Raw genomic sequence first — 24,536 nt, 5'->3', positions numbered from 1 at the left:
CCTAGATATTGTTTACTACTATCAAAAACTGCCTTTACCACCCATATTCGGCAGTTAATAACATCGAAGTAAAGGGTAACAAATTCTGATCTTTGACATAACTATTTTTCATCAAAATTTACATTAATTAGCTAAATAAATCTTCAAATTTAGTTCTTTTTAATTATTAATGTTCATTTTTGTAAGTCTAAAGTTGTACTGGCATTGTTGCAAGGTTCTATTGTGCTTCTTTTTATTGATGTTTACGCCTAGTTTGCGATGTCGCTATCGCCAAGTGGTATGATACAAAGGCGTATAAGTAACATTTTTATCCGCATGTTTTTCATGAAATCTAAATGGTAATTTGGAGTATTAAATGCGTCCATCGGCTTATTTTGAAGGCCCTGTTGGTAAACTTAATTGGCAAGTGTTAAAAATGCTACGTCCTTATCTTCTTGAATTTAAAGGTCGTATCGCTTTAGCTATGTTTTGTTTAATCATAGCTAAACTAGCCAGTGTGGGTTTACCGTTTATTTTAAAAGAGTTGGTTGACACTTTAACCCTTGTTGACAGTCAAGCTGTGGTTAAAACATTAGTTGCTGTTCCTGTGGCTCTTGTTTTGGCTTATGGTGGGGTGCGCTTTTTAAATGTGGTCATAGGTGAAATTCGTGACACATTATTTGGGCGAGTAACAGAAAGAGCGATGCGCCGTTTAGGATTGGCAGTATTTACTCATTTGCATCAATTAGATTTAGATTATCATTTAGACCGCAGAACAGGCGGTTTATCTCGTGATATCGAGCGCGGAACCAGTGGCGTAAGTTTTTTAATGCGTTTTATGGTGTTCAATATTGTGCCAACCTTACTCGAGATTGCCTTGGTAGTAGGTATTTTCTTTTATCAATATGGGATTAGCTTTGCGCTGATAACCTTAGTTTCAGTCGTTGCTTATGTTGGCTACTCAGTGATGGCAACCGAGTGGCGAACAGAGTTTGTTCGCGAGGCAGCAAAGGCTGATTCACTGTCCAATACCCGTGCTATCGATAGTCTGTTAAATTACGAAACGGTCAAATATTTCAATAATGAGTCATATGAAGCGTCTCGTTATGACAATGCACTTTGCGACTGGGAAGCGGCCAAACGTAAAAATCGTTTATCGTTATTTGCTTTAAATGCAGGACAAGCGCTCATTATTGCTTTGGCTATGACTGCAATGATGGGGTTAGCAGCCTATGAAGTAACAGAATCAACCATGACCATCGGTGATTTTGTGTTAATTAACGCCTTTATGATGCAGTTATTTATACCGCTAAATTTCTTGGGTTTTGTTTATCGAGAAATCCGCGGCGCATTGGCCAATATTGAGCGCATGTTTACTATTTTAGATAAGGTGCCCAAAGTAGTTGATTCGCCCAACGCCAGTGGAAAATCGCCAACAATTGGTGCGCTGCAATTCAAACAAGTGAGTTTTCAGTATGATGAGAGAACGGTGTTAAAGGACATCAGTTTTGATGTGCCGGTTGGTCAAAAAATAGCGGTTGTGGGCGATAGCGGTGCAGGCAAATCAACGTTAATAAAATTGCTGTTTCGATTTTATGATGTTAATCAAGGCCAAATATTAATTGATGGCATAGATATAAAAGACTTAACTCAACAGGCGTTGCGCCAAGCGATAGCCATTGTGCCGCAAGATACTGTGCTTTTTAATGATAGTCTTTATGAGAATATTCGCTATGGTCGTTTAGATGCAACTCAAGCTGAAATAGAGCAGGCTGTTGAGTTAGCGCATTTAACAGACTTTATTGAGTCTTTACCCGATAAATGGCAAACCAAAGTCGGTGAGCGAGGCTTGAAGCTATCAGGTGGGGAAAAACAACGAGTCTCTATTGCAAGGGCAATTTTAAAATCAACCCCTATTTTAGTGTTCGATGAAGCCACATCCTCTCTAGATAGTCGTTCTGAAAAAGCGATTTTGAATGCATTAAGGGATGCTGCAAAGGGTCATACAAGCCTAGTTGTTGCTCATAGATTATCGACTATTATAGATGCTGATAATATTATTGTATTAAGTCAGGGGAAAGTTGTAGAGTCTGGAACTCATAATCAGTTAATTAATGCTCAGGGCTTATATGCTCATTTATGGCAAATTCAAAATGAGCGCGCATAAGTGCGACTGGTGTTTTATAAACGGGTTTGAGTATAATTAACTGAATCGTTTTAGATCATGTGTTGCGTTTGCTTGAGTATCATCTCTAGCCAGCGTTAAATTGTTAACTTACGAGTACATTTAGTGCCAATAACATACGGAGGTGGCTGATGCAGAATATTCCTTTAATAGCAGCCTTAGAAGGCACACAACATAAAGTGAATACAGACTGGTTTGCTATTATGGCGATGCTAAAATCAAAAGAAATGTCAGATGAAGATGTTCAAAATGTTTATAACGAACTTTGCGCAGGATTACGCGTAACGACTCGTGGGGTCACTTTATCTAAAATGAATAACAATAATAATAACGAACAAATCATTAAATCTTCAGGAGATAAAGACCTGTTTATTTAAATAGATAATTTCTAATCCTGCTAGGCAGGGAAATAATTGTCGATCAGATAGTTACTTTTTCTGCCAGCCGATACAAACAAGTTTGATTAAGGAGTGATTAGGCTCTATGGGTAACAGTCTAGTGATACGTCCTTGTTGATAACACACCATCTCGCCTTCAATCTCAGTTAAGCGATCACAGCTTTTGCAGCTGTTGCTTATTTCTTTTTGCTCGATAACTGATTTTCTGCCATTTAATTCCACTTAAATCACCTCGCTTATCTTGGAGAACCAAACTGTTCGAGTATCGCCATAAAGTATGACCTACTTTGCATAATGCTCGAAAGTGTGATCTGAGTACTGATTAGTTTAGCTTATTATGAAATAGCGATAAAGGTATACTTTAGGTGTATTTAACCTCAATCGGCTTATACTCAACAGATAACAAGATTACGAGGGCTGTGTGATGGAGGGGTAAGGTATGCGGATAAATAAGGCTTTAGTCTCCAGCATTTTAGTCGATACTATAATAAGGTCTATTTTTTAGGTGTACGGTTATGGATATTAAACCTTTACGTGATTATTCCACTATTAGAGCAACTGAGCCTAAAAAGCTTGATGATACTTCAGTAACTCCCTCAAATTCAAAAGCTATACTGAACTCGCAGCTGGAAAACAAGCCGAGCATGTCTGTTAATCAAATCACTAAAAGATTAATGAATGGGCAAATTTTAGCAGCCCAAGAGAAGGTGACGTTAGCATCTGGTAATCAATCAATGGCACTATTATATCGCAGTGCCATTGATGCGATAGATGAAGAGCTTGATTTAGTTTTAGGTGAGAATAATGTCAACAAACCCTTAGGCGGTGAGATTGATTACAGCCCTCAAGCAACGGCGGATCGTATTGTAACCTTTGCGACTGGTTATTTTGGGCTGCATCAACAGCAAAATGTTGAGCTTGATTTTGATGAGCAACTTAACAGTTTTATGGATAAGATTTCTGGCGCGATTGAAAAGGGTTTTAATGAAGCAATAGCCATTTTAGACGGCCTTAAGGTGTTGGAGGGAGACATTGCTATAGGGGTAGAACAAACTTATCAAAATGTCCAAAGCGGATTAGCCAAATTTAAACAAGACATGCTACATTTTAAGGACAAAACCTCAGAATAAGGGATGTATATGTGGGTAACTGGCGAAGTCATTGAGAGAAAGGATTGGAACGATAAACTTTTCTCATTAAAAATAAAAGCAGACGTTGAACCTTATATTGCCGGCCAGTTTATTAAGTTAAGTCAAATACGTGACGATAAACGAATAGCCAGAGCCTATTCGATAGTGAACCCACCCGGCAATGATTTTGTTGAAGTGTTAGCCGTTGCAGTGGAAGAAGGGCAATTATCTCCTGATCTTCAATCACTTAATCCTGGTGATAAGATTGAAGTTACCGCTAAAGCAACAGGATTTATGACTTTAGATGAAATACCTCATGGTGAATTACAAGGTCAGCACCTTTGGTTATTAGCAACAGGTACCGCGGTTGGGCCATTCATTGCCATGTTACTTACCGATGAACCATGGCAAAGGTTCAATAAGGTTGTATTGGTTTATGGTGTTCGCTTGGCTGCTGACTTAGCTTACCTAGATACCATTAAGCAGTTGTCATTAAAGTATCCAGAGCAATTTATTTTTGTGCCGATTGTGACTCGCGAAGACTTTGCTGGAGCATTGACTTGCCGTATCCCGGAAGCGATCACTAGCGGTTTGCTGGAGCAAAAAGTTGGGATTGCCCTTAGTGAAGAAGACTCTCAAGTCATGATTTGTGGTAACCCGGGGATGATAAGTGATGCTCAAAACGCCTTACTTGAATTAGGTCTCACTAAAAATCTACGCAGAACACCTGGGCAAATTACTGTCGAAAAATATTGGTAGCCACATAGTTGGCTTCCCTTGCCTCGAATGATTGAAAAAATCATAACCAACACTTGCCTACCTCTAGATGATCATTTACTCTTGACGCGATTGATAATAATTATCATTGCGGTGATGTCTAACCTGTGTTCAAGTTAAATTTTATCGCAAATACAAAGCGATTTATGCAAATGGAGAAGGTAAGCATGAGAGTGGTAAAAGGTGCAGCAGTATTAGGATTAGCCTGTTTAGCAAGTTCGGCTATGGTGAGCCCCGTTTGGGCTGATGATGCATTAACTGTTTATTCATATCGACAAGCATTTTTAGTTGAGCCTATTCTAGAGAAATTCACGGAAGACACCGGTATTAAAGTGAACCTTGTGTTTGCCAAAGACGGTATTGCAGAGCGTATGGCTCGCGAAGGTCGCTTATCTCCCGCAGATGTTGTGTTAACTTCAGATTTCTCACGCTTAATGGAGTTAGTTGATAAACAATTGGTTGCACCGGTTAACAATGAGGTGATTAATACTAATATTCCTGAATTATATCGTTCACCACAAAACGATTGGTATGCACTAACGATGCGAGTGCGCAATGTGTATTCTTCAAAAGAGCGTACTGGAAAAATCGATATAGATTACGAAGACTTAGCTAAACCTGAGTACAAAGGTAAAATTTGTACACGCAGTGGTAAGCACCCTTACAATGTGGCATTAGTGGCATCAATGATCGCCCATCATGGCCAAGCTGAAACAAAAACCTGGTTAGAAGGGGTAAAAGCTAACCTTGCGCGTAAGCCGCAAGGTAATGACCGCGATCAAGTATTGGCGGTAAAAGAGGGGATGTGTGACGTTGCCATAGGTAATAGTTATTACTACGGCAACATGATGATGGATCAAAAACAAAAAAGCTGGGCGGAAGCTGTTTATATCAACTTCCCGAATCAAGCTAATCGTGGATCCCATATTAATGTGTCAGGAATGGCGTTAGCAAAGTTTGCACCTAACAAGGATAACGCGATAAAATTAATGGCATTTTTAACTTCAGATGTTGCTCAAAAAGCGTACGCAGAAGTCAATATGGAATATCCGGTTAAAGCGGATGTTAAACCGTCTGCAATGGTTGCCTCATGGGGAGACTTTAAAGCGGATTCATTACCCATATATAAGCTGGCAGAAAATCACCAAGCAGCGGTTAAGCTTCTTGATGAGGTCAAATTTGATTTGTAACACCTAATTAGTTTTTTAGGTTTCAAGCCAGTTTAGCTTTTTATTCAATACGGTGCCGAGGATGGTGCCGTATTGGTTTAACTGGATAGTTTATATGATTTTAGGCCTAAACAGAGGCTGGTCTCTTGCAAGTTATTCAATTGCAACAATATTAATATTGCCACTGATTGCATTAATTGTGCAGTCAACTCTTCCCGATGAAGCTGTTTTTAGTCATCTTTTTGATACAGTGTTGCCTGCTTACATCGTCAATAGTTTATCGCTAATGGTGTTTGTTGGTCTAGGTTCATTGATACTTGCAATCCCATGCGCTTGGTTTGTTGCTCGTTGCGAGTTTCCAGGTAGGCGATATTTTCAATGGTTATTGCTATTGCCGTTAGCCATGCCTGCTTATATTGTTGCCTATGTTTATACCGATTTGTTGGATTATGCAGGGCCGGTACAACGTGCTTTAAGAAGTACATTTGAATGGAGTTCGCCGCAAGATTATTATTTTCCACCTATTCGCAGTCTCAGCGGGGCTGCTATTATGTTGTCGCTAGTATTGTTTCCCTATATTTATTTGTTGGCACGCACTGCCTTTATGGAGCAATCATCTAGTTTATTGCATGCTTCAAGGGTAATGGGATGCAGCCCTTGGCAAAGCTTCTGGCGATTAGCGTTACCTTTGGCACGTCCAGCTTTAGCAGTGGGTGTTGCATTGGTGGCGATGGAAACCGCAGCAGACTATGCCACCGTGAGTTATTTTGCTGTGCCGACATTAACCACAGCAGTTTATGATACTTGGTTAGGTTATGGCAGCTTAACTGCGGCAGCGAAATTGTCAGCGATGATATTATTAGTGATTTTTGTCATGATAGGCGTAGAGCGTTTTGCTCGACGCAAACAAGAATTATTTCAAAAGCAAAGTGCGTTATTGGAAAGTGATCGTTATCAATTGATCGGTTTGCGGGCTTTTGGAGCTTGGGCTTATTGCGCCATACTTTTAATTTTGGCCTTTCTATTGCCGTTTGGTATTCTCGTTGGATATGCCATCGACTATTTTGAGCAAAGCTGGGACGATAGGTTTTGGCAATATAGTTGGAATAGTTTGTATATTGCAGCTCTTGTCAGTGGTATTTGTATTTTAATGGCATTATTACTGATGTTTGTTCGTCGCGTTAGCCCTCGCAATTCCGATAACCTCCCTTCAAGATTAAGCAGTACTGGTTATGCCTTACCGGGTACAGTACTCGCCATTGGTGTATTGGTGCCACTAACTTATCTTGATTTTGCGATTAATGATGTTTACGACTGGTTTGGTGCAAGGGGACCTGGATTGCTGTTTACTGGGAGTGTGTTTGCACTCATTTTTGCATTTTGTGTGCGTTTTATTGCCATTGCTATTGGCAGTTTAGAGAACAGTTATAAACGCATTTCACCTTCTTTGGATATGGCCAGCATTACCATGGGACAAAAACCAAGACAACTAATGATGCGGATCCACTTACCTTTGTTACGCAAAGGGATATTTGCTGGGGCGTTATTAGTATTTATTGAAAGCATGAAAGAGCTCCCCGCAGCGTTATTATTACGGCCTATTGGTTTTGAAAACTTAGCTACTTACGTATTCCAATTTGTGTCAGACGAAAAATTAGAGCATGGGGCACTCGCTGCAATTGTGATTGTTTTTGTTGGTTTAATCCCGTTAATTTATTTAAACCGTTCGTTGGAGCATACCAGTTAATATGTCTACTTTATCTATTGAAAATGTGTTCAGCGATTATCAAGGACAAGTGATTTTACAAGATTTAAATTTGACCTTACAGCAAGGAGAAATAGTAGCACTTTTAGGCCCTAGTGGCTGTGGTAAAACCACATTATTAAGAGCTATCGCAGGGTTACAGCCTATTACTCAGGGGAGTATCTGCATTAACGGTACTTGTTTAAGTGGTGATCATGTTTTTATTCCCAGCGATAAACGGGGTGTGGGAATGATTTTTCAAGATTATGCGTTATTCCCGCACTTAACGGTGGCTGATAATATTTTATTTGGTGTGAAGGGGTTAGATAAAGAGCAACGGCAAGCTCGTTTAGATGAAATGCTTGAGCTGGTGAAGTTGACCGGGCTTGGTAAACGTTATCCGCATGAGCTATCCGGTGGCCAGCAGCAACGAGTTTCTATTGCTAGGGCATTGGCTTATGAGCCTGAATTATTATTGCTAGATGAACCCTTCTCTAATATTGACTCTCAAGTGCGTAACGAGATGATGTTAGAAATTCGCCATATCTTAAAGCAACGTGATGTCAGCGCAGTATTTGTTACCCATAGTAAAGATGAAGCATTTGTCTTTGCCGATCAATTAGCTTTGTTTAAGCAGGGCGCTATTGCGCAGCATGGTTTAGCAGAAGATTTATACGCTAAGCCAAATGATAGGTATGTGGCTGACTTTTTAGGTGCGGGAAACTATTTACCTATTTCAGTAAAAAATAGCCATGAAGTTCACTCACCTATTGGTGTATTGCAAAGCAGTCATGTAATCAATTACCCTGTTGATTACCAAGGTGAAATGTTGTTAAGGCCACAGCAAATCGAACTTGTTGCTAATGAGCAAGGTAAAGCTATGATCATTGAACGCCGTTTTTTAGGTACAGTTTGTCATTATTGGGTTAAAGTGGGCGAGCATCGAATAGAAGTAAAAAGCCAAGCTTTACAATTATCTATTGGACAAAAAGTCGATTTATTTGCGCCAGTGCACCCCTTGGTTATTTTTTAATTGTGTCTTAATCAAAAGCAATCTACATTTATTCTTCTTATTTTTGAACAAATGTAGCTTGATTTTGGTATTTAATATCAAGCTTGACAATTCAGTACAAACAACAATCTAGGTGGTATGTTTCAACATGGATAATCAAATTATGCCCCGCGAGCAACTAGGGATTTGCGCAGAAGGTAACTTACACAGTGTTTATTTGATGTTTAACGCTAACGATGGCGTTGAAGATCAACTTCGCCCATCGATTGCCAGTGTTGCACAATATATCTATGAACTGACAGACCAATATGCCGACAGTGCATTCAATGGTTTTGTTGCAATCGGAGCTAATTTTTGGGATACCTACTACCCAAATGCTCGTCCAGCGTTATTAAAGCCTTTCCCTGCGATGAATGAGGGTAATCGCGATGCTCCGGCAATCGAATACGATTTATTTGTTCATATACGCTGTGATCGGTTTGATATTTTGCATCTTGTTGCCAATGAAATTAACCAAATGTTTGAAGATTTAGTGGAATTGGTAGATGAAGAGCGCGGCTTCCGCTTTATGGATAATCGCGATTTAACCGGTTTTGTTGATGGTACAGAAAACCCTAAAGGACGCAATCGCCAACAAGTTGCATTAGTGAGCGATGAAGATCCTGAGTTTAAAGGTGGTAGTTATATCCACGTGCAAAAATATGCGCATAATCTTAGTAAGTGGCATAGATTACCTGTTAAAAAACAAGAAGACATTATTGGTCGCACAAAGCAAGATGATATTGAATATGCGTCAGAAGATAAACCGCTCACTAGCCACATCAAGCGAGTAAATTTGAAAGATAGTGCGGGTAATTCAATGGAGATTTTACGTCAGAGCATGCCTTATGGTTCGATTAAAGAGCAAGGTTTGATGTTTATTTCTAGTTGTAAAACCCCCGATAACTTCGAGCAAATGCTGCGCAGCATGATATTTGGTGATGGTCATGGTAATCATGACCACTTGATGCAGTTTACTAAAGCGTTAACTGGCTCGTCATTTTTTGCACCTTCGTTAGATTTTTTAACTCAGTGGGATGAAGGTTGAGTTAGCTGATTTGAGATTAGGCAGTAAAAAAGCAATGCGAACTGCATTGCTTTTTTATGATTGCCAATGACAGGCAGGATAAAATGCTGCTACTAGCTACTCTGCGTAGTTAAATAGTGACTTTACGGTTTCTAGAGTGTCGTCAATGGTTTTAATGCTTGATGGACAGATAAAGATAGTGTCATCACCGGCAATCGTGCCTAAAATTCCTTCAGGTTTGCCGATTGAGTCAAGTAAACGTGCAATTAATTGCGCGGCACCAGGACTGGTTCTAACCACAATCATGGCTTGATTATGATCAACATCCAAGACCAGGTTTTTTAATGGACTTCCAGCAGTAGGTACGCCTAATTCAGCGGGTAAACAATACACCATTTCTTGTTTGGCATTACGCGTTCGCACCGCGCCAAATTTACTGAGCATGCGCGAAACTTTTGATTGGTTAATATTGCCGAATCCTTCAGTTTGCAAGGCATTAACAATTTCGCTTTGACTGCCAAAACGCTCTTCTTTAAGAATCGCTTTAAATGTTTTGATCAAATCATCCTGACTTTTATTGGTTGGCATAAAGTATTTTCATCTTATAGTTGTTATTCATAAAAACGCTTTATTTTGAATATAAGTAGCTTAACTGTCAAGAAAAACTCATTTTTGATGAATAAAAATTCACTGCGCAATTAGTTGTATTGGCGCGAATTGTTTACTTGGTGCTTGCCACCCCAGTTAACACCATAATGGTGTTACCGCTTTGGTCTAATAAATGAAGTTGCTTGTTTATCATTTGTATTTGGTTGACTAAAGGCAATGTTTGCAAGACTTGTTGCTCTTGTTGCATTAACGCCTCAATACAAGCTTTGCGAGTTAACCCATCTGAAGTTAATGTCAGTTGCTTGCCTGTTATTTGGTATTGGCCAAAAAAGCCATTACAACTGGTATTGCCAGTTAATTTACCATTTTCTGCAAATATTAATTTGGCTGAACTGTAATCGGTCACAGTGTTAGATTGGACTGAATCGACTCGCCACTCGCCGATAATATTATATTCGGGCTCGATATTGCTGGTGGTTTGACAGGCGCTTAAAGACAAAATAACTGCTACAGCACCAATGAAATGTTTTATCATGGGATATTCACTGAAAAGACTTTAATTAGCGCTATTCTACTACTAGGCACAATACTGTGTAAAAGTGTGATCTACTGTTCAGTGCTTTTATTAGGAAAATTTAATGATCAAATGGTTAAAAGTCCTGCATTATATCGGCTCGTTGATGATGTTGTTTGGTGGGTACTTACTTTTATTTACCCAAACCAGTCAGCAAATTGATGGCATGATGGTTGTTGCATCATTAATAGGCTTAGGATTATTGATGATGGCGCCATATCCTGTCGCATTAGTCATTGAGTGGTCTCATCGTCAGCAAAAGCAACAACAAATAACCATCAAGAAAACTCAAACCAACACGTTAGACAAAGTACAACCTAATGAATCGCAGGATAAGTAGTTGATTATTTACCGACTCGCCACTCTTACTGATGTTGCCCAACTTCATGAACTAGAGACTTTACATGTGAATGCTGAACTTAGCAGCTACGATCCCAGCCTACAAGCTCAGGGTTTATCACGTGGGCAGCTTGAGTCGCTCATCGAGCAACATTGGATCATGCTGGCATTAAACGAGCAGACAATTATTGGTTATGTGATTGCGGCTAAATGGTCATTTTTTGCGAAGCAGTCTTTGTATCAAAAAATGATTGCTCTATTGCCGAACATTAATATCAGTCAAGGTCAGTTTCCGGTAAAGGTAACCATTGCTAACAGTTGCCAGTACGGTCCAATATGGATTGATCAACAATATCGTGGACAAGGGATATTTGCTAAATTGGTTGATGGGTTAGCAAGTAAAGTTAAAATAAATGTCAGGTTTTTAGTGGCTTATATTGCTGAAGATAACGAACGCTCATTTAAGGCTCATACTCAATATGCGGATATGCAGGTTGTCGATTATTTTAGTTTTCAGCAGCGTGACTTTTATTTATTAATCAAAGCGGTTTAATGGCATTTTTAAGGTGCTTGGGTGGATTGTATGTCTGTTGAAGCAAAATTTAACACTTTGTTTGGGGCTTTTAAGGATTTGCAACTAAGTGCATTTGATAATATTAAACTTGTTGTTGCAGTATTAAGTGAGTCACAGCAGGATTTTAGTTGTCATGAAATTACTCTTGATCCTACAGAGGGGGATTAGTGTACTTTGCCGTCTGCTGGTTGGAAGGATGGATTGTTTGCGGCCCATGTAATCAATATCAAGTATCATTCAAACTTTGTGATAACCCTAGTAGTATAAAAGTGCTCAGCCAAATTGATGTACCAATAATGAGTATGCAACAAGTCAGCTTTATGTGTGTTGAAAGCGCTCACTTTGATCATTGCTGATATTTTTAGTTATTGTAGATAATAAAAAACCGCCCGCAGGCGGTTTTTGTAATACATTTATTTATAAGCCGGCATCAGCGCGTAAAACTTCTGCTTTATCAGTTGCTTCCCATGGGAAACATTCACGGCCAAAATGGCCATAAGCTGCCGTTTGTTGGTAAATCGGACGCGCTAAATCTAGCATTGCTGTTAAGCCATACGGACGTAGTTCGAAGTGTTGACGTACTAATTTAATTAATACTTCCTCAGACACTTTTCCTGTGCCAAATGTTTCGATGCTAATCGATGTTGGCTCGGCCACGCCAATGGCATAAGATACTTGAATCTCACAGCGGTCAGCTAAACCAGCAGCAACAATGTTTTTAGCAACATAACGCGCAGCATATGCTGCACTACGGTCGACTTTTGAAGGGTCTTTACCTGAGAATGCTCCACCACCATGGCGAGCCATGCCACCATAAGTATCTACGATGATTTTGCGGCCTGTTAGACCACAGTCACCCACAGGACCACCAATCACAAAGCGACCGGTTGGGTTAATGAAAAACTTGGTGTCTTTATTTAACCATTGCGCAGGTAATACAGGTTTGATGATGGTTTCCATCACACCTTCAATGAGATCTGCTTGCTTGATGTCTTCGCGGTGTTGAGTGGACAATACGATAGCATCGATACCAACAATTTTACCTTCATTATAAGCAAAGGTTACTTGGCTTTTTGCATCAGGGCGCAGCCAAGGCAATGTGCCATCTTTACGTACTTCAGATTGGCGTTTAACCAATTTGTGAGCGTAAGTAATAGGGGCTGGCATTAATACGTCAGTTTCGTTGCTAGCATAGCCAAACATTAACCCTTGGTCGCCGGCACCTTGCTCTGCTGGATCTTCACGGTCAACACCTTGGTTGATGTCTGGCGATTGCTTACCAATTGCGTTTAATACTGCACAAGAATCTGCGTCAAACCCCATGTCTGAGTGGGTATAACCGATTTCACGGACGGTTTTACGGGTAATTTCTTCGATATCAACCCAAGCAGAGGTGGTCACTTCGCCACCCACTAATACCATGCCTGTTTTGACATAGGTTTCACACGCAACGCGAGCTTTAGGATCTTGCTCAAGAATTGCGTCTAATACCGCATCAGAAATCTGATCGGCGATTTTATCTGGATGACCTTCTGAAACTGATTCAGAAGTGAACAAGTGCTTTGCCATAGTTGGAAGTTCTCGTCGTTTGCTGGAAGAAAAAATTTTAAAAAAGTATACGTCTAGACGTCTATTCTAGTCGAAATCGATTTTGATAACACCCCTGTATACGATCAAAAGCTAAGTTTTGTGCAATACCGCAAAAATTCATTTTTAGTCCATTGTTTTTGTTTCATATCAAATTTAATTAACTTTATGATTAATTTTGACTTTTGTGATGGCCGAACAATTTGCCGTTTCTATTTTGTACAAAAATATGAACAATCTAATTTATGAAAATAAATTTAATTCATGCTTGCAATGATGAAATTAGCTTTTGTTTAGTGATTATTTATTTTGTGTTAGCGCTAACTTTCTGGTTTTAGATAGTTTTATCATAATAACTAGCGTGTAAGTTGGTGGGATATTAACCGCGACGAAATATAAATTTGCGTCACGCCGCCGAGTAAGGGAAAATATGACTCCATAATTGCCCGCTAGACCTCATCAACAAGAACAAGCAGGAGAGAGCATGTCATCTCGTAAAGAACTCGCTAACGCAATTCGTGCGTTAAGTATGGATGCCGTTCAAAAAGCTAATTCTGGACACCCAGGCGCACCAATGGGTATGGCCGATATTGCTGAAGTGTTATGGAATGATTTTTTAAAGCACAACCCTAACAACCCAAATTGGGCAGACCGCGACCGTTTTATTTTATCTAACGGCCATGGTTCTATGCTTATCTACTCTTTACTGCACTTAACCGGTTATGCACTGCCAATTGAAGAATTAAAACAATTCCGTCAATTACACTCAAAAACACCTGGGCACCCAGAATACGGTTACACCCCTGGTGTTGAAACAACCACAGGCCCATTGGGTGCGGGTATCAGTAATGCCGTCGGTATGGCGATTGCTGAAAAAACTTTAGCCGCTCAATTCAACCGCCCAGGTTTTGATATTGTTGATCACTTCACATATTGTTTCTTAGGTGATGGCTGTTTAATGGAAGGTATCTCTCATGAGGCTTGTTCATTAGCAGGTACATTAGGTTTAGGTAAGTTAATTGCATTTTGGGATGACAACGGTATTTCTATCGATGGTCATGTTGAAGGCTGGTTTACTGACGACACACCAAAACGTTTTGAATCTTATGGTTGGCATGTTATTGCAGACGTTGATGGCCATGATAGTGATGCTATCCGTGCTGCAATTGAACAAGCTAAAGCTGTCACAGACAAGCCAACCATGATTTGTTGCAAAACCATTATTGGTTTTGGTTCACCAAATAAGTCTGGTAGCCACGATTGTCACGGAGCGCCACTTGGTGATGCTGAAATTGCAGCGGCTCGTGAATTTTTAGGTTGGCCACACGCACCATTTGATATTCCTGCTGATGTTTATGCGGGTTGGGATGCAAAAGAGCAAGGTCAAATGAATGAAGCAGCATGGAACGATAAGTTTGCTGCATATCAAGCTGCATTTCCTGAATTAGCTGCAGAATATGAACGCCGTGTATTAAAAGGTGAACTACCAGCTGAATTTGAAGCCAAAGCGCAAGCCTTTATTCAAGAGTGCCAAGATAAAGGCGAATCTATTGCAAGTCGTAAAGCGTCACAAAATGCCATTGGTGTATTTGGTGCCATGTTACCTGAATTACTAGGTGGTAGTGCTGACTTAGCTGGATCAAACTTAACCCTTTGGTCTGGTTCTAAAGGGATTCAAGATGATCCTGCTGGCAATTATATTTTCTACGGTGTTCGTGAATTCGGTATGAGCGGCATAATGAACGGCGTGTCTTTACACGGTGGTTTCATCAATTATGGCGCAACCTTCATGATGTTTATGGAGTACGCTCGTAATGCGGTACGTATGTCTGCGTTAATGGGTATTCAAAATATCTTTGTTTACACCCATGACTCAATTGGTCAAGGTGAAGATGGCCCTACTCACCAACCCGTTGAGCAGTTAGCTAACTTGCGCTTAACACCTAATATGGCGGTATGGCGTCCATGTGATGCAGCAGAAACTGCAGTAGCTTGGAAAGCAGCTATTGAGCGTCGTGATGCACCAACGTCATTAATTTTTAGCCGTCAAGGCTTAAAAGCACAAGCGCGTAATGCTGAGCAGCTAGTAAATGTAGCTAAAGGTGCATATGTACTTCAAGACTGTGATGGCGTAGCCGATGTGATTTTAATTGCAACCGGTAGTGAAGTTCAGCTAGCACTTGATTCTGCTGCGGCATTAACTGCTGATGGTATTAAGGTTCGTGTGGTATCTATGCCTTCAAACACTGAGTTTGATAAGCAAGATGCTGCTTACAAAGAATCAGTATTACCAAAAGCGGTCACTAAACGTGTTGCAATTGAAGCCGCTCATACAGATTTCTGGTACAAGTATGTTGGCTTTGGCGGTGATGTTGTTGGTATGACAACATTTGGTGAGTCAGCGCCTGGTGGTGACTTAATGAAACACTTTGGTTTCACTGTTGAAAACGTTGTCAGCAAAGTAAAAGCATTAGCTTAATCGCAATTTTAATTAGCACTTATATATTAAGTGCTTAATTGTGTATAATGTTACGGCCTGCATCTTGATGCAGGCCGTTTTTGTTTTTATCGCCTAATTATTATTAGATGCTGGTTTAAATTACATCTGGATGTTGAATGATTCGAGTCGCAATTAATGGGTATGGTCGTATTGGACGCTCAATTCTGAGAGCGTTATATGAATCTGGAAAACGTCATCAAATTCAGATTGTTGCGATTAATGAACTGGCTACTCCACAAGGTGTTTGTCACCTCACACAATACGATACCACTCATGGTCGTTTTCAAACTCAAGTTGCCTTAAAAGACAATCATCTAGTGATAGGTGATGATGCAATCATTCTCTTAAATCAACCCGACCCAAGTAAACTACCCTGGGCAGCGTTAGATATTGATATTGTCTACGAGGCGAGTGGAAGCCTACAAGACCGCCAAGAGTGTGAAGTTCACCTCCATGCGGGCGCAAAGCAAGTGTTAATATCACATCCATCTTCTGCTGATGTCGATGCTACCATTGTGTATGGTGTGAATCATCATTTGCTGCAAGCTCATCATACAGTGGTGTCTAATGCATCTTGTACCACTAATTGTATTGTGCCGGTTATCGATGTTTTAGATCGACATTTTGGCGTTAAAAGTGGCGCAATTACCACCATCCATTCGGCAATGAACGATCAACAAGTCATTGATGCTTATCATGAGGATTTGCGCCGCACCCGTGCAGCTGGGCAATCGATTATTCCGGTAGACACTAAACTCGCTCGAGGGATTGAGCGGATTTTACCGGCAATGAAAGACAAGTTTGAAGCGATTTCTGTCAGAGTACCAACCATTAATGTGACTGCGATTGATTTGTCTGTAACGCTGGAGAAACGTGTTGATATTGCTCAGGTCAACTCTGTTTTAGCCAAGGCCTCTAATGGCAGTTTTAACGGAATTTTAGGCTATACTGACGAGCCATTAGTGTCGTGTGATTTTAACCACGATCCAAGGTCTAGTATTGTTGATGGTACGCAAACCCGTGTCAGTGCCGGTCATTTAGTTAAATTATTATTGTGGTGTGACAACGAGTGGGGTTTTGCTAACCGCATGCTCGATACCAGCTTGGCGATGTATGCAGCCAAGCAAAATGATGTGAAGTCGTAAGCGAATTTTAAACCGTGGGTATGCTACCGGCGGGAATTCAGTATTTGTTTTATTATTTTTTAACTTTAAAAGGAAAGGCTGATTATGGCAATTATCAATATGTCAGATTTAGATCTGCAAAATAAGCGTGTCCTTATTCGTGAAGATTTAAACGTACCCGTAAAAGATGGTGTAGTTACCAGTGATGCACGTTTACGTGCCGCATTACCAACCATTAAATTGGCGCTTGAAAAAGGCGCGGCTGTAATGGTGATGTCGCACCTTGGTCGCCCAACCGAAGGTGAATTTAACCCAGAGTTCTCACTACAACCTGTTGTTGATTATTTGGCTAATGCGCTTGATTGTCCTGTACGTCTAGCTACTGATTATTTAGACGGTGTAGAAGCTAATGTTGGTGAGGTTGTGGTATTTGAAAACGTCCGCTTTAACCTTGGTGAAAAGAAAAACGATGAAGCTTTAGCCAAGAAAATGGCCGCTTTATGCGATGTATATGTAATGGATGCTTTTGGTACAGCTCATCGCGCTCAAGCTTCGACTCATGGTGTTGGTTTATTTGCACCAATTGCGTGCGCTGGCCCGTTATTAGCGCAAGAGTTAGATGCCTTAGCTAAAGCTATGGATAACCCTGCTCGTCCTTTAGTCGCGATTGTTGGTGGTTCTAAAGTGTCTACTAAGCTAACTGTGCTTGAAAGTTTATCAACGATTGTTGATCAACTTGTTGTGGGCGGTGGCATTGCGAACACCTTTATTGCCGCTGCAGGCTACAATGTTGGTAAATCATTATATGAAGCGGATTTACTGGATGAAGCTAAACGTCTTGTGGCTAATGCGAAAAGTCGTGGTGGTGATATTCCTGTGCCAACTGATGTTGTTGTTGCTGGCGAGTTTAGCCCAACGGCAGCTGCCACATTAAAGCCTGTGAGCGAGGTATCTGACTCGGATATGATTTTTGATATTGGCCCAGACAGCGCAGAAGCCTTAGCTAAAATTATCGAACAAGCAGGCACCATTGTGTGGAATGGACCTGTTGGCGTGTTTGAGTTTGACCAATTTGGTAAAGGTACTGAGCGAATTGCAATGGCCATTGCGGAATCCAAAGCCTTCTCTATTGCTGGTGGTGGTGACACCTTAGCTGCAGTAGATAAGTATGATATTGCTGATAAAGTTTCTTATATTTCTACTGGTGGTGGTGCATTTTTAGAGTTTTTAGAAGGCAAAAAATTACCAGCGGTAGAAATGCTTGAACAACGCGGTGCATAATTTGCATTAATTTGTCGACATAAGATTGTGTTATGTATTGCGACATAAAAATAATAATTATTAAAACGAAAACCGCTCTGTAAATGTCATGAACCATATTTACAGGGTATAAAAATCCATCCAAAAAATAGCGACCTAGGTGAGTAATCACCCTATAATTGGAGAAAAAAATGGCTCTTATCTCTCTACGACAATTGCTAGACCATGCCGCAGAGCATGGTTATGGTGTTCCTGCTTTTAACGTCAATAACCTTGAGCAAATGCGTGCGATTATGCAAGCTGCTGAGGCAACAGACAGCCCTGTTATCGTGCAGGCATCCGCTGGTGCGCGTAAATATGCTCGCCCGCAATTTTTAAAATACTTGATGGCAGCTGCACTTGAGCAATACCCTGATATTCCAGTCTGTATTCATCAAGATCACGGTACCGATCCGGATATTTGTCAGCGCTCAATTCAGTTGGGTATGTCATCTGTCATGATGGACGGCTCGTTAATGGCTGATGGTAAAACACCTGCCTCTTATGAGTACAACGTCGATGTAACTCGTCGAACTGTTGCGTTTGCTCATGCCTGTGGTGTGTCAGTGGAAGGTGAAATTGGTTGTTTAGGTAGCCTAGAAACCGGTATGGCTGGTGAAGAAGATGGCGTTGGTGCAGAAGGTGTTTTAAGCCATGACCAGTTATTAACAACACCTGAAGAAGCTGCCCGCTTTGTTGCTGATACTCATGTTGATGCTTTAGCTATTGCAATTGGTACTAGCCACGGTGCTTATAAGTTTAGCCGTAAGCCAACAGGTGATGTTTTACGTATCGACCGTATTAAAGAAATTCACGCACGCATTCCTAATACTCACCTTGTTATGCACGGTTCATCTTCTGTACCGCAAGAATGGTTAGAAATTATCAATCAATATGGTGGCGCTATTCCGGAAACTTATGGCGTGCCATTAGAAGAAATCGTTGAAGGTATTAAGCACGGTGTGCGTAAAGTAAACATTGATACTGATTTACGCTTAGCCTCAACGGGTGCTGTACGTAAATTCTTAGCAGAAAACCCCGCTGAGTTTGATCCTCGTAAATTCTTAAAAGCGTCAATGGAAGCCATGGCAGACATTTGTACTACGCGTTATGAAGCATTTGGTTGTGCTGGCATGGGCTCTAAAATTAAGCCTAAATCATTACAGGCAATGTATAAAGCTTACCAAGCTGGTGAGTTAGATCCGCAAATCAACTAACCCAGACTGTTAAATCTAAAAACCGCTTAATACCCTTAGGCGGTTTTTTTATGGGGCAAATCTGTTTAAGTGGGAGATGAACTCGGCTCAATAGAATAAAAACAATACTTACAACAAGTTACTATATTTATAAATCTATAAATATTTTTGTTGGTAATTTTATTACTAAGTGTGTTGTTTATTTGTGCAAAATGACGCATTATCCTCGCCCCAAAATGGTCTTTAAGACTATTTTAAGTGGACTTTAGCGTACAATTAATAAGGTTTATTATGGCTTTGTGGCGTTTCAGTTTGAATTGTCATACTTGTTTAACATGTAATTTAATTTCTTAGATTAACTCCCCAGATTAACACCTTGCTTTAAGTGAACTTGCAACATGCACACACAATCAGACAAACCTTTATCGTTATTTTCCTTAACTTGGCCATTATTTTTTGATTTTGCGCTGCACTTTCTAACTGCAGCGTTGAACACTTTTATGATCAGCCATGTGTCTTATCAAGGCGTAGCCGCTTTGTCTGTCGGTAATATGGTATTTGAATTATCAATTACTTTATTTAGTTTTGTCAGTATTGGTGCCAGTGTAGTGATAACACAATACTTAGGGGCTAAGAATAAAGCTGGCGCGCGTGATGTTGTGTATTCCGCAATAGGTTTTAATTTAGGGGTTGGGGTTGTTGCGGCAATTGGTGTGATATCAGGTGCTAGCACCATCTTATATTTAATGAACTTGCCTGAGCATCTGCTCGCAGATGGGAAGTTATATCTGCAAATTGTCGGTTTGTGCCTGATTCCCGAGGCAATGGCAATGTGTGTTGCTGGTGCAATGCGAGCCCATGGTCATACTCAACAAGCCATGTGGGTAACTTTAGCGATGAATTTGATTACTTTTGTGGGTAATTTATTACTGCTATATGGCTGGTTTGGTTTGCCTGAAATGGGAGTAGCAGGTGTAGCAATAAGTACAGTTATTGGTCGCTTGGTTGGTATGACTATTATGTTGGTATTGTTTGTTCGTTATACCGGTATTAGTTTGAATGTTGGCGCAATTTTAAGACCTCAATGGAAAATGCTCAAAAAAGTGTTTCATATTGGTCTGCCTGCAGCAGGTGAAAATTTGTCCTGGATGCTGCAGTTTTTAGTGGTGACCTCTTTTGTTGGATTGATGGGTGATAAAGCATTAGCGGCACAGTCCTTATATTTTCAGATCTGCATGTTTATTTTACTGTTTGGTCTGTCAATTGGTATTGGTAACGAAATTATTATTGGTCATTTAGTGGGAGCTAAGCAGATTAAAGCTGCTGAGGCGCAAATGTATCGCGCATTGAAAATCGGCTTAGTGGTTACAACACTTGTTGCAGCCTTTGCCGCAATGTGGGGGGATGATCTTGTCGCTTGGTTTACCGATGAAACCGATGTATTAGCATTAGTCGGTCCTTTATTTATCTTAACCCTATTTATGGAGCCAGGACGTACCTTTAACTTGGTCGTCATTAATGCATTAAGGGCTAGCGGGGATGCTAAGTTTCCATTTTTTGTAGGTGTCCTATCTATGTGGTGTGTAGCTGTGTCAGGGGCATATTATTTAGGTGTGCACCTAGAGTATGGCTTGTTAGGTATTTGGGCAGCACTTGCTCTTGATGAATGGCTTCGAGGCTTAGCAATGTTATGGCGCTGGCGTAGCGGTCGTTGGCAATCAAAAAGCTTAGTACTAGAGTCTGCGTAGTTTGGTGTAGCGTTTTTGTCAAATAGATATTAAAAGTGTTAATATGCGTGCGATTTTTAGGGGAATACTGGTTTAAAGGGATCGTATACATGAATAAAATGCTTTTAGTGGCAGCAATGACATTAGCGACAGGTTTTGCTACTCCGTTTACTGCTCAGGCTGGTGCTGACTTTGTTGAGGGCGATAAAACTTTCGCAGGTGAAGCAGAATTAGGCGCAACACTTACAACAGGCAATACAGATACATCATCGTATAAAGCTCGTTTAGCAATGAAGCATGAATTAGGCAATTGGGAAAATCAGTACCTTTTAGAAGGCTTATATAAAGAAGACACTGATGAAGTAACCGCTAAGCGTTACTTTGCTGGTATTCAAGGCGATTACCAGCTAAGCGATCGTAGTTACTTGTTTGCTAATACTAACTATGAAGTTGACCCATTTACAGGTTACGACTTTACCTCTACAACTTCAGCTGGTTACGGTTACCGTTTCATTGACACTCCAGATATGCTGTTTAAGGCTGAAGCGGGTCCCGGTTACATATATCAAAAGCTAGATGATGAAAACGCATTAGTTGAAGGCGAAGATAGTGTTGATAGTATTGTTGGCCACGCCGTTGTTGATTTTGAAATGAAGATCAGCGATTCATCTAAATTCAAGCAGCGTTTTATCGGAGATTGGGGTGATAAGTTAGATGCTCGATCAGAAACGTCATTAACGGCTAACATTGTTGGCGCATTAGCAATGAAGTTTGCGGTTATTGTGCGTTATAACAGTGACCCACTCGATGATAAAAAAAGCACAGATACAGAAACCAACATGACCTTACTATATGCATTCTAGTTTTTCTATTATGTAGTGCAAAATCATTTGGTTTAACAAAGTCGACTATGTCGGCTTTGTTGTTTCTAAGTAATCCATATTTAAAGCTGGGCTTACTTATATAAGAAGGAACATACAAAATAATAAATGCACATCGAAAAGAGATGGCTTTAGTTAACTTTAGTAAAGTTCTCGAAAGATAAAACCAGCATACCGCATTTGACTAACTATCTTTACTTGAATCCACTTTCAATACTTGTTTTAAAATCCAATTAAATATTTTGTATCTAGCAGTAAAATTGACATTTTGTGGATAAGTTTGGGGGTAATAAGTGTGTATCTTGTATTTAAGTCACTAATTCTAAAAAAAGCCAAATTAATTCAAAAAAGCCCTTGCGCTAAAATCTTATCTGCCTATAATGCGCATCCACTGACACGGCAGACAGCAATAGCCAACACCGAGCCAGCTTGATTTGATTAGCAAATAGGCAATCAAATTAAGGCGAAAAGAAAGTTTGAAAAAACACTTGACGCCAACACGGGAAAGCGTAGAATACGCAGCCCAAGCCAACGACCTAGCGTCAACGGCCACTAAGCAAAGGTTAATTCTTTCGGCATTAGTAACGCTCTTTAACAAACTAAACAAGAAATCTGTGTGGACATTCACAGGTATTGAGTTATTCGAAATTGCTTCTTAGGAAGCAATCAAAAATTTAAACTCAATGTCTTCTCTCTTAAATGAGAATGATGAATGTTCATAGCAATATGTACAAAAGACTTTGTTAACTTCGGTTGATAAAGCAATCAGAATTCATTGAGCCGAGACTTAGTCTCAAAAAACTTTAATTGAAGAGTTTGATCATGGCTCAGATTGAACGCTGGCGGCAGGCCTAACACATGCAAGTCGAGCGGCAGCGGGAAGATAGCTTGCTATCTTTGCCGGCGAGCGGCGGACGGGTGAGTAATGCCTAGGGATCTGCCCAGTCGAGGGGGATAACAGTTGGAAACGACTGCTAATACCGCATACGCCCTACGGGGGAAAGGAGGGGACCTTCGGGCCTTCCGCGATTGGATGAACCTAGGTGGGATTAGCTAGTTGGTGAGGTAATGGCTCACCAAGGCGACGATCCCTAGCTGTTCTGAGAGGATGATCAGCCACACTGGGACTGAGACACGGCCCAGACTCCTACGGGAGGCAGCAGTGGGGAATATTGCACAATGGGCGAAAGCCTGATGCAGCCATGCCGCGTGTGTGAAGAAGGCCTTCGGGTTGTAAAGCACTTTCAGTAGGGAGGAAAGGTTAGCAATTAATACTTGTTAGCTGTGACGTTACCTACAGAAGAAGGACCGGCTAACTCCGTGCCAGCAGCCGCGGTAATACGGAGGGTCCGAGCGTTAATCGGAATTACTGGGCGTAAAGCGTGCGCAGGCGGTTATTTAAGCCAGATGTGAAAGCCCCGGGCTCAACCTGGGAATTGCATTTGGAACTGAGTAACTAGAGTCTTGTAGAGGGGGGTAGAATTTCAGGTGTAGCGGTGAAATGCGTAGAGATCTGAAGGAATACCGGTGGCGAAGGCGGCCCCCTGGACAAAGACTGACGCTCATGCACGAAAGCGTGGGGAGCAAACAGGATTAGATACCCTGGTAGTCCACGCCGTAAACGATGTCTACTCGGAGTTTGGTGTCTTGAACACTGGGCTCTCAAGCTAACGCATTAAGTAGACCGCCTGGGGAGTACGGCCGCAAGGTTAAAACTCAAATGAATTGACGGGGGCCCGCACAAGCGGTGGAGCATGTGGTTTAATTCGATGCAACGCGAAGAACCTTACCTACTCTTGACATCCAGAGAACTTTCCAGAGATGGATTGGTGCCTTCGGGAACTCTGAGACAGGTGCTGCATGGCTGTCGTCAGCTCGTGTTGTGAAATGTTGGGTTAAGTCCCGCAACGAGCGCAACCCCTATCCTTATTTGCCAGCACGTAATGGTGGGAACTTTAGGGAGACTGCCGGTGATAAACCGGAGGAAGGTGGGGACGACGTCAAGTCATCATGGCCCTTACGAGTAGGGCTACACACGTGCTACAATGGCGAGTACAGAGGGTTGCAAAGCCGCGAGGTGGAGCTAATCTCACAAAGCTCGTCGTAGTCCGGATTGGAGTCTGCAACTCGACTCCATGAAGTCGGAATCGCTAGTAATCGTAGATCAGAATGCTACGGTGAATACGTTCCCGGGCCTTGTACACACCGCCCGTCACACCATGGGAGTGGGCTGCAAAAGAAGTGGGTAGTTTAACCTTCGGGAGAACGCTCACCACTTTGTGGTTCATGACTGGGGTGAAGTCGTAACAAGGTAGCCCTAGGGGAACCTGGGGCTGGATCACCTCCTTACCTATACGACTAACTCAATATTTGCTGAGTGTTCACACAGATTACTTGTTAACTTCTTCGGAAGTAGAGTGAAATGCGCCGCGAGCCGGTATGCATTGTTCTTTAACAATTTGGAAAGCTGATAGTATTTAATTGCATGAGTCTGTCATGTAATTACTTACAAATCGTTTAATACGATAAGTATTAAACATTGAGTTCTCAAAACACTGTTTAAGTGTCTTGAATATTCTAAAACTAAGGCGATTTCGTGTGCGAAAGTGCATGAATTATCAAAGTAAAAACCAGCTAGTTGCAATACAGCTCAAGTGAAACTCATT

Annotated in this window: 21 protein-coding genes and 1 rRNA gene; 18 read left to right on the top strand and 4 right to left on the bottom strand. The window is 41.0% G+C overall.

Annotation, left to right across the window (positions count from 1 at the left end):
• The first annotated feature begins 355 nt into the window (after nt 1-355).
• Both HBH39_RS14510 and HBH39_RS14505 read left to right on the top strand, forming a co-directional pair.
• Entirely contained in the window at nt 356-2,146 is a 1,791-nt protein-coding gene (locus HBH39_RS14510; RefSeq protein ID WP_167679402.1) for an ABCB family ABC transporter ATP-binding protein/permease, read from the top strand.
• A 149-nt stretch (nt 2,147-2,295) separates the two neighbouring features.
• Nucleotides 2,296-2,541 (top strand): hypothetical protein, encoded by a 246-nt coding sequence (locus HBH39_RS14505; RefSeq protein WP_167679401.1) that lies wholly within the window; start codon nt 2,296-2,298, stop codon nt 2,539-2,541.
• A 51-nt stretch (nt 2,542-2,592) separates the two neighbouring features.
• On the opposite strand, the gene HBH39_RS14500 is transcribed toward HBH39_RS14505, so the two are convergent.
• Nucleotides 2,593-2,784, bottom strand: coding sequence for a hypothetical protein (locus tag HBH39_RS14500; RefSeq protein WP_167679400.1), 192 nt, complete (start codon nt 2,782-2,784; stop codon nt 2,593-2,595).
• Nucleotides 2,785-3,077: 293 nt separating this feature from the next.
• Here HBH39_RS14500 and HBH39_RS14495 point away from each other — a divergent pair, with 293 nt between their 5' ends.
• From HBH39_RS14495 to HBH39_RS14470, 6 genes are all read left to right on the top strand, one after another.
• Nucleotides 3,078-3,692 carry a DUF5610 domain-containing protein gene (locus HBH39_RS14495; RefSeq protein ID WP_167679399.1) on the top strand — a complete coding sequence of 205 codons (615 nt, stop codon included), beginning with the start codon at nt 3,078-3,080 and terminating at the stop codon, nt 3,690-3,692.
• Nucleotides 3,693-3,701: 9 nt separating this feature from the next.
• Entirely contained in the window at nt 3,702-4,451 is a 750-nt protein-coding gene (locus HBH39_RS14490) for a ferredoxin--NADP reductase (RefSeq protein WP_167679398.1), read from the top strand.
• A 185-nt stretch (nt 4,452-4,636) separates the two neighbouring features.
• Nucleotides 4,637-5,659: a Fe(3+) ABC transporter substrate-binding protein gene (locus HBH39_RS14485; protein ID WP_167679397.1), complete on the top strand. Its 1,023-nt coding sequence runs from the start codon at nt 4,637-4,639 to the stop codon at nt 5,657-5,659.
• 94 nt (nt 5,660-5,753) lie between these two features.
• Nucleotides 5,754-7,385, top strand: a complete 1,632-nt coding sequence (locus HBH39_RS14480; protein ID WP_167679396.1) for an ABC transporter permease — start codon at nt 5,754-5,756, stop codon at nt 7,383-7,385.
• A 1-nt stretch (nt 7,386) separates the two neighbouring features.
• A complete protein-coding gene (locus HBH39_RS14475; protein WP_167679395.1) occupies nt 7,387-8,415 on the top strand; it encodes an ABC transporter ATP-binding protein in 1,029 nt (342 codons plus the stop codon).
• A 127-nt stretch (nt 8,416-8,542) separates the two neighbouring features.
• Nucleotides 8,543-9,481, top strand: coding sequence for a Dyp-type peroxidase (locus HBH39_RS14470; RefSeq protein WP_167679394.1), 939 nt, complete (start codon nt 8,543-8,545; stop codon nt 9,479-9,481).
• Nucleotides 9,482-9,577: 96 nt separating this feature from the next.
• On the opposite strand, the gene argR is transcribed toward HBH39_RS14470, so the two are convergent.
• Nucleotides 9,578-10,048 carry a transcriptional regulator ArgR gene (argR, locus tag HBH39_RS14465; protein WP_167679393.1) on the bottom strand — a complete coding sequence of 157 codons (471 nt, stop codon included), beginning with the start codon at nt 10,046-10,048 and terminating at the stop codon, nt 9,578-9,580.
• A gap of 133 nt (nt 10,049-10,181) precedes the next feature.
• Nucleotides 10,182-10,604, bottom strand: a complete 423-nt coding sequence (locus tag HBH39_RS14460) for an META domain-containing protein (RefSeq protein WP_167679392.1) — start codon at nt 10,602-10,604, stop codon at nt 10,182-10,184.
• 103 nt (nt 10,605-10,707) lie between these two features.
• Between HBH39_RS14460 and HBH39_RS14455 the strand changes: the two genes are divergently transcribed.
• Genes HBH39_RS14455 through HBH39_RS19855 form a run of 3 tightly spaced genes read left to right on the top strand, consistent with a single transcriptional unit; the run spans nt 10,708 to nt 11,724 of the window.
• On the top strand, nt 10,708-10,983 hold the full coding sequence (locus HBH39_RS14455; protein WP_208764165.1) for a hypothetical protein: 276 nt from the start codon (nt 10,708-10,710) through the stop codon (nt 10,981-10,983).
• Nucleotides 10,984-11,535 (top strand): GNAT family N-acetyltransferase, encoded by a 552-nt coding sequence (locus HBH39_RS14450; RefSeq protein WP_167679391.1) that lies wholly within the window; start codon nt 10,984-10,986, stop codon nt 11,533-11,535.
• A gap of 30 nt (nt 11,536-11,565) precedes the next feature.
• Nucleotides 11,566-11,724: a hypothetical protein gene (locus HBH39_RS19855; protein ID WP_244325666.1), complete on the top strand. Its 159-nt coding sequence runs from the start codon at nt 11,566-11,568 to the stop codon at nt 11,722-11,724.
• A 249-nt stretch (nt 11,725-11,973) separates the two neighbouring features.
• Here HBH39_RS19855 and metK read toward each other — a convergent pair whose 3' ends face one another.
• Entirely contained in the window at nt 11,974-13,125 is a 1,152-nt protein-coding gene (gene metK / locus HBH39_RS14440) for a methionine adenosyltransferase (protein WP_167679390.1), read from the bottom strand.
• A 502-nt stretch (nt 13,126-13,627) separates the two neighbouring features.
• On the opposite strand from metK, the gene tkt reads away from it, so the two are divergent.
• The 7 genes from tkt (at nt 13,628) to HBH39_RS14405 (ending at nt 24,219) form a co-directional block, all read left to right on the top strand.
• Nucleotides 13,628-15,622 carry a transketolase gene (gene tkt, locus HBH39_RS14435; RefSeq protein WP_167679389.1) on the top strand — a complete coding sequence of 665 codons (1,995 nt, stop codon included), beginning with the start codon at nt 13,628-13,630 and terminating at the stop codon, nt 15,620-15,622.
• A 137-nt stretch (nt 15,623-15,759) separates the two neighbouring features.
• On the top strand, nt 15,760-16,788 hold the full coding sequence (gene epd, locus HBH39_RS14430; RefSeq protein WP_167679388.1) for an erythrose-4-phosphate dehydrogenase: 1,029 nt from the start codon (nt 15,760-15,762) through the stop codon (nt 16,786-16,788).
• Between the two features lie 84 nt (nt 16,789-16,872).
• Complete coding sequence (locus HBH39_RS14425; protein ID WP_167679387.1) at nt 16,873-18,048, top strand: phosphoglycerate kinase; 1,176 nt, start codon at nt 16,873-16,875, stop codon at nt 18,046-18,048.
• A gap of 170 nt (nt 18,049-18,218) precedes the next feature.
• Nucleotides 18,219-19,283: a class II fructose-bisphosphate aldolase gene (gene fba / locus HBH39_RS14420; RefSeq protein ID WP_167679386.1), complete on the top strand. Its 1,065-nt coding sequence runs from the start codon at nt 18,219-18,221 to the stop codon at nt 19,281-19,283.
• Between the two features lie 377 nt (nt 19,284-19,660).
• Nucleotides 19,661-21,010 carry an MATE family efflux transporter gene (locus HBH39_RS14415; RefSeq protein ID WP_167679385.1) on the top strand — a complete coding sequence of 450 codons (1,350 nt, stop codon included), beginning with the start codon at nt 19,661-19,663 and terminating at the stop codon, nt 21,008-21,010.
• A gap of 89 nt (nt 21,011-21,099) precedes the next feature.
• The gene (locus tag HBH39_RS14410; protein ID WP_167679384.1) at nt 21,100-21,852 is read left to right on the top strand and encodes a DUF481 domain-containing protein; all 753 of its coding nucleotides are present in this window, start codon (nt 21,100-21,102) and stop codon (nt 21,850-21,852) included.
• An 822-nt stretch (nt 21,853-22,674) separates the two neighbouring features.
• Nucleotides 22,675-24,219, top strand: a 16S ribosomal RNA gene (locus HBH39_RS14405).
• The last annotated feature ends 317 nt before the right edge of the window (nt 24,220-24,536 follow it).

The sequence above is a fragment of the Shewanella aestuarii genome (genome assembly GCF_011765625.1).
Taxonomy (GTDB): Bacteria; Pseudomonadota; Gammaproteobacteria; order Enterobacterales; family Shewanellaceae; genus Shewanella; species Shewanella aestuarii_A.
The sequence above is the reverse complement of the archived record's forward strand: the minus strand, read 5'-3'. Positions and strand labels throughout refer to the sequence as shown.

Coding starts and splice junctions, on each gene's coding strand:
- HBH39_RS14510 (WP_167679402.1), top strand. CDS start 356: ATGCGTCCATCGGCTTATTTTGAAGGCCCTGTTGGTAAACTTAATTGG.
- HBH39_RS14505 (WP_167679401.1), top strand. CDS start 2,296: ATGCAGAATATTCCTTTAATAGCAGCCTTAGAAGGCACACAACATAAA.
- HBH39_RS14495 (WP_167679399.1), top strand. CDS start 3,078: ATGGATATTAAACCTTTACGTGATTATTCCACTATTAGAGCAACTGAG.
- HBH39_RS14490 (WP_167679398.1), top strand. CDS start 3,702: ATGTGGGTAACTGGCGAAGTCATTGAGAGAAAGGATTGGAACGATAAA.
- HBH39_RS14485 (WP_167679397.1), top strand. CDS start 4,637: ATGAGAGTGGTAAAAGGTGCAGCAGTATTAGGATTAGCCTGTTTAGCA.
- HBH39_RS14480 (WP_167679396.1), top strand. CDS start 5,754: ATGATTTTAGGCCTAAACAGAGGCTGGTCTCTTGCAAGTTATTCAATT.
- HBH39_RS14475 (WP_167679395.1), top strand. CDS start 7,387: ATGTCTACTTTATCTATTGAAAATGTGTTCAGCGATTATCAAGGACAA.
- HBH39_RS14470 (WP_167679394.1), top strand. CDS start 8,543: ATGGATAATCAAATTATGCCCCGCGAGCAACTAGGGATTTGCGCAGAA.
- argR (WP_167679393.1), bottom strand. CDS start 10,048: ATGCCAACCAATAAAAGTCAGGATGATTTGATCAAAACATTTAAAGCG.
- HBH39_RS14460 (WP_167679392.1), bottom strand. CDS start 10,604: ATGATAAAACATTTCATTGGTGCTGTAGCAGTTATTTTGTCTTTAAGC.
- HBH39_RS14455 (WP_208764165.1), top strand. CDS start 10,708: ATGATCAAATGGTTAAAAGTCCTGCATTATATCGGCTCGTTGATGATG.
- HBH39_RS19855 (WP_244325666.1), top strand. CDS start 11,566: ATGTCTGTTGAAGCAAAATTTAACACTTTGTTTGGGGCTTTTAAGGAT.
- metK (WP_167679390.1), bottom strand. CDS start 13,125: ATGGCAAAGCACTTGTTCACTTCTGAATCAGTTTCAGAAGGTCATCCA.
- tkt (WP_167679389.1), top strand. CDS start 13,628: ATGTCATCTCGTAAAGAACTCGCTAACGCAATTCGTGCGTTAAGTATG.
- epd (WP_167679388.1), top strand. CDS start 15,760: ATGATTCGAGTCGCAATTAATGGGTATGGTCGTATTGGACGCTCAATT.
- HBH39_RS14425 (WP_167679387.1), top strand. CDS start 16,873: ATGGCAATTATCAATATGTCAGATTTAGATCTGCAAAATAAGCGTGTC.
- fba (WP_167679386.1), top strand. CDS start 18,219: ATGGCTCTTATCTCTCTACGACAATTGCTAGACCATGCCGCAGAGCAT.
- HBH39_RS14415 (WP_167679385.1), top strand. CDS start 19,661: ATGCACACACAATCAGACAAACCTTTATCGTTATTTTCCTTAACTTGG.
- HBH39_RS14410 (WP_167679384.1), top strand. CDS start 21,100: ATGAATAAAATGCTTTTAGTGGCAGCAATGACATTAGCGACAGGTTTT.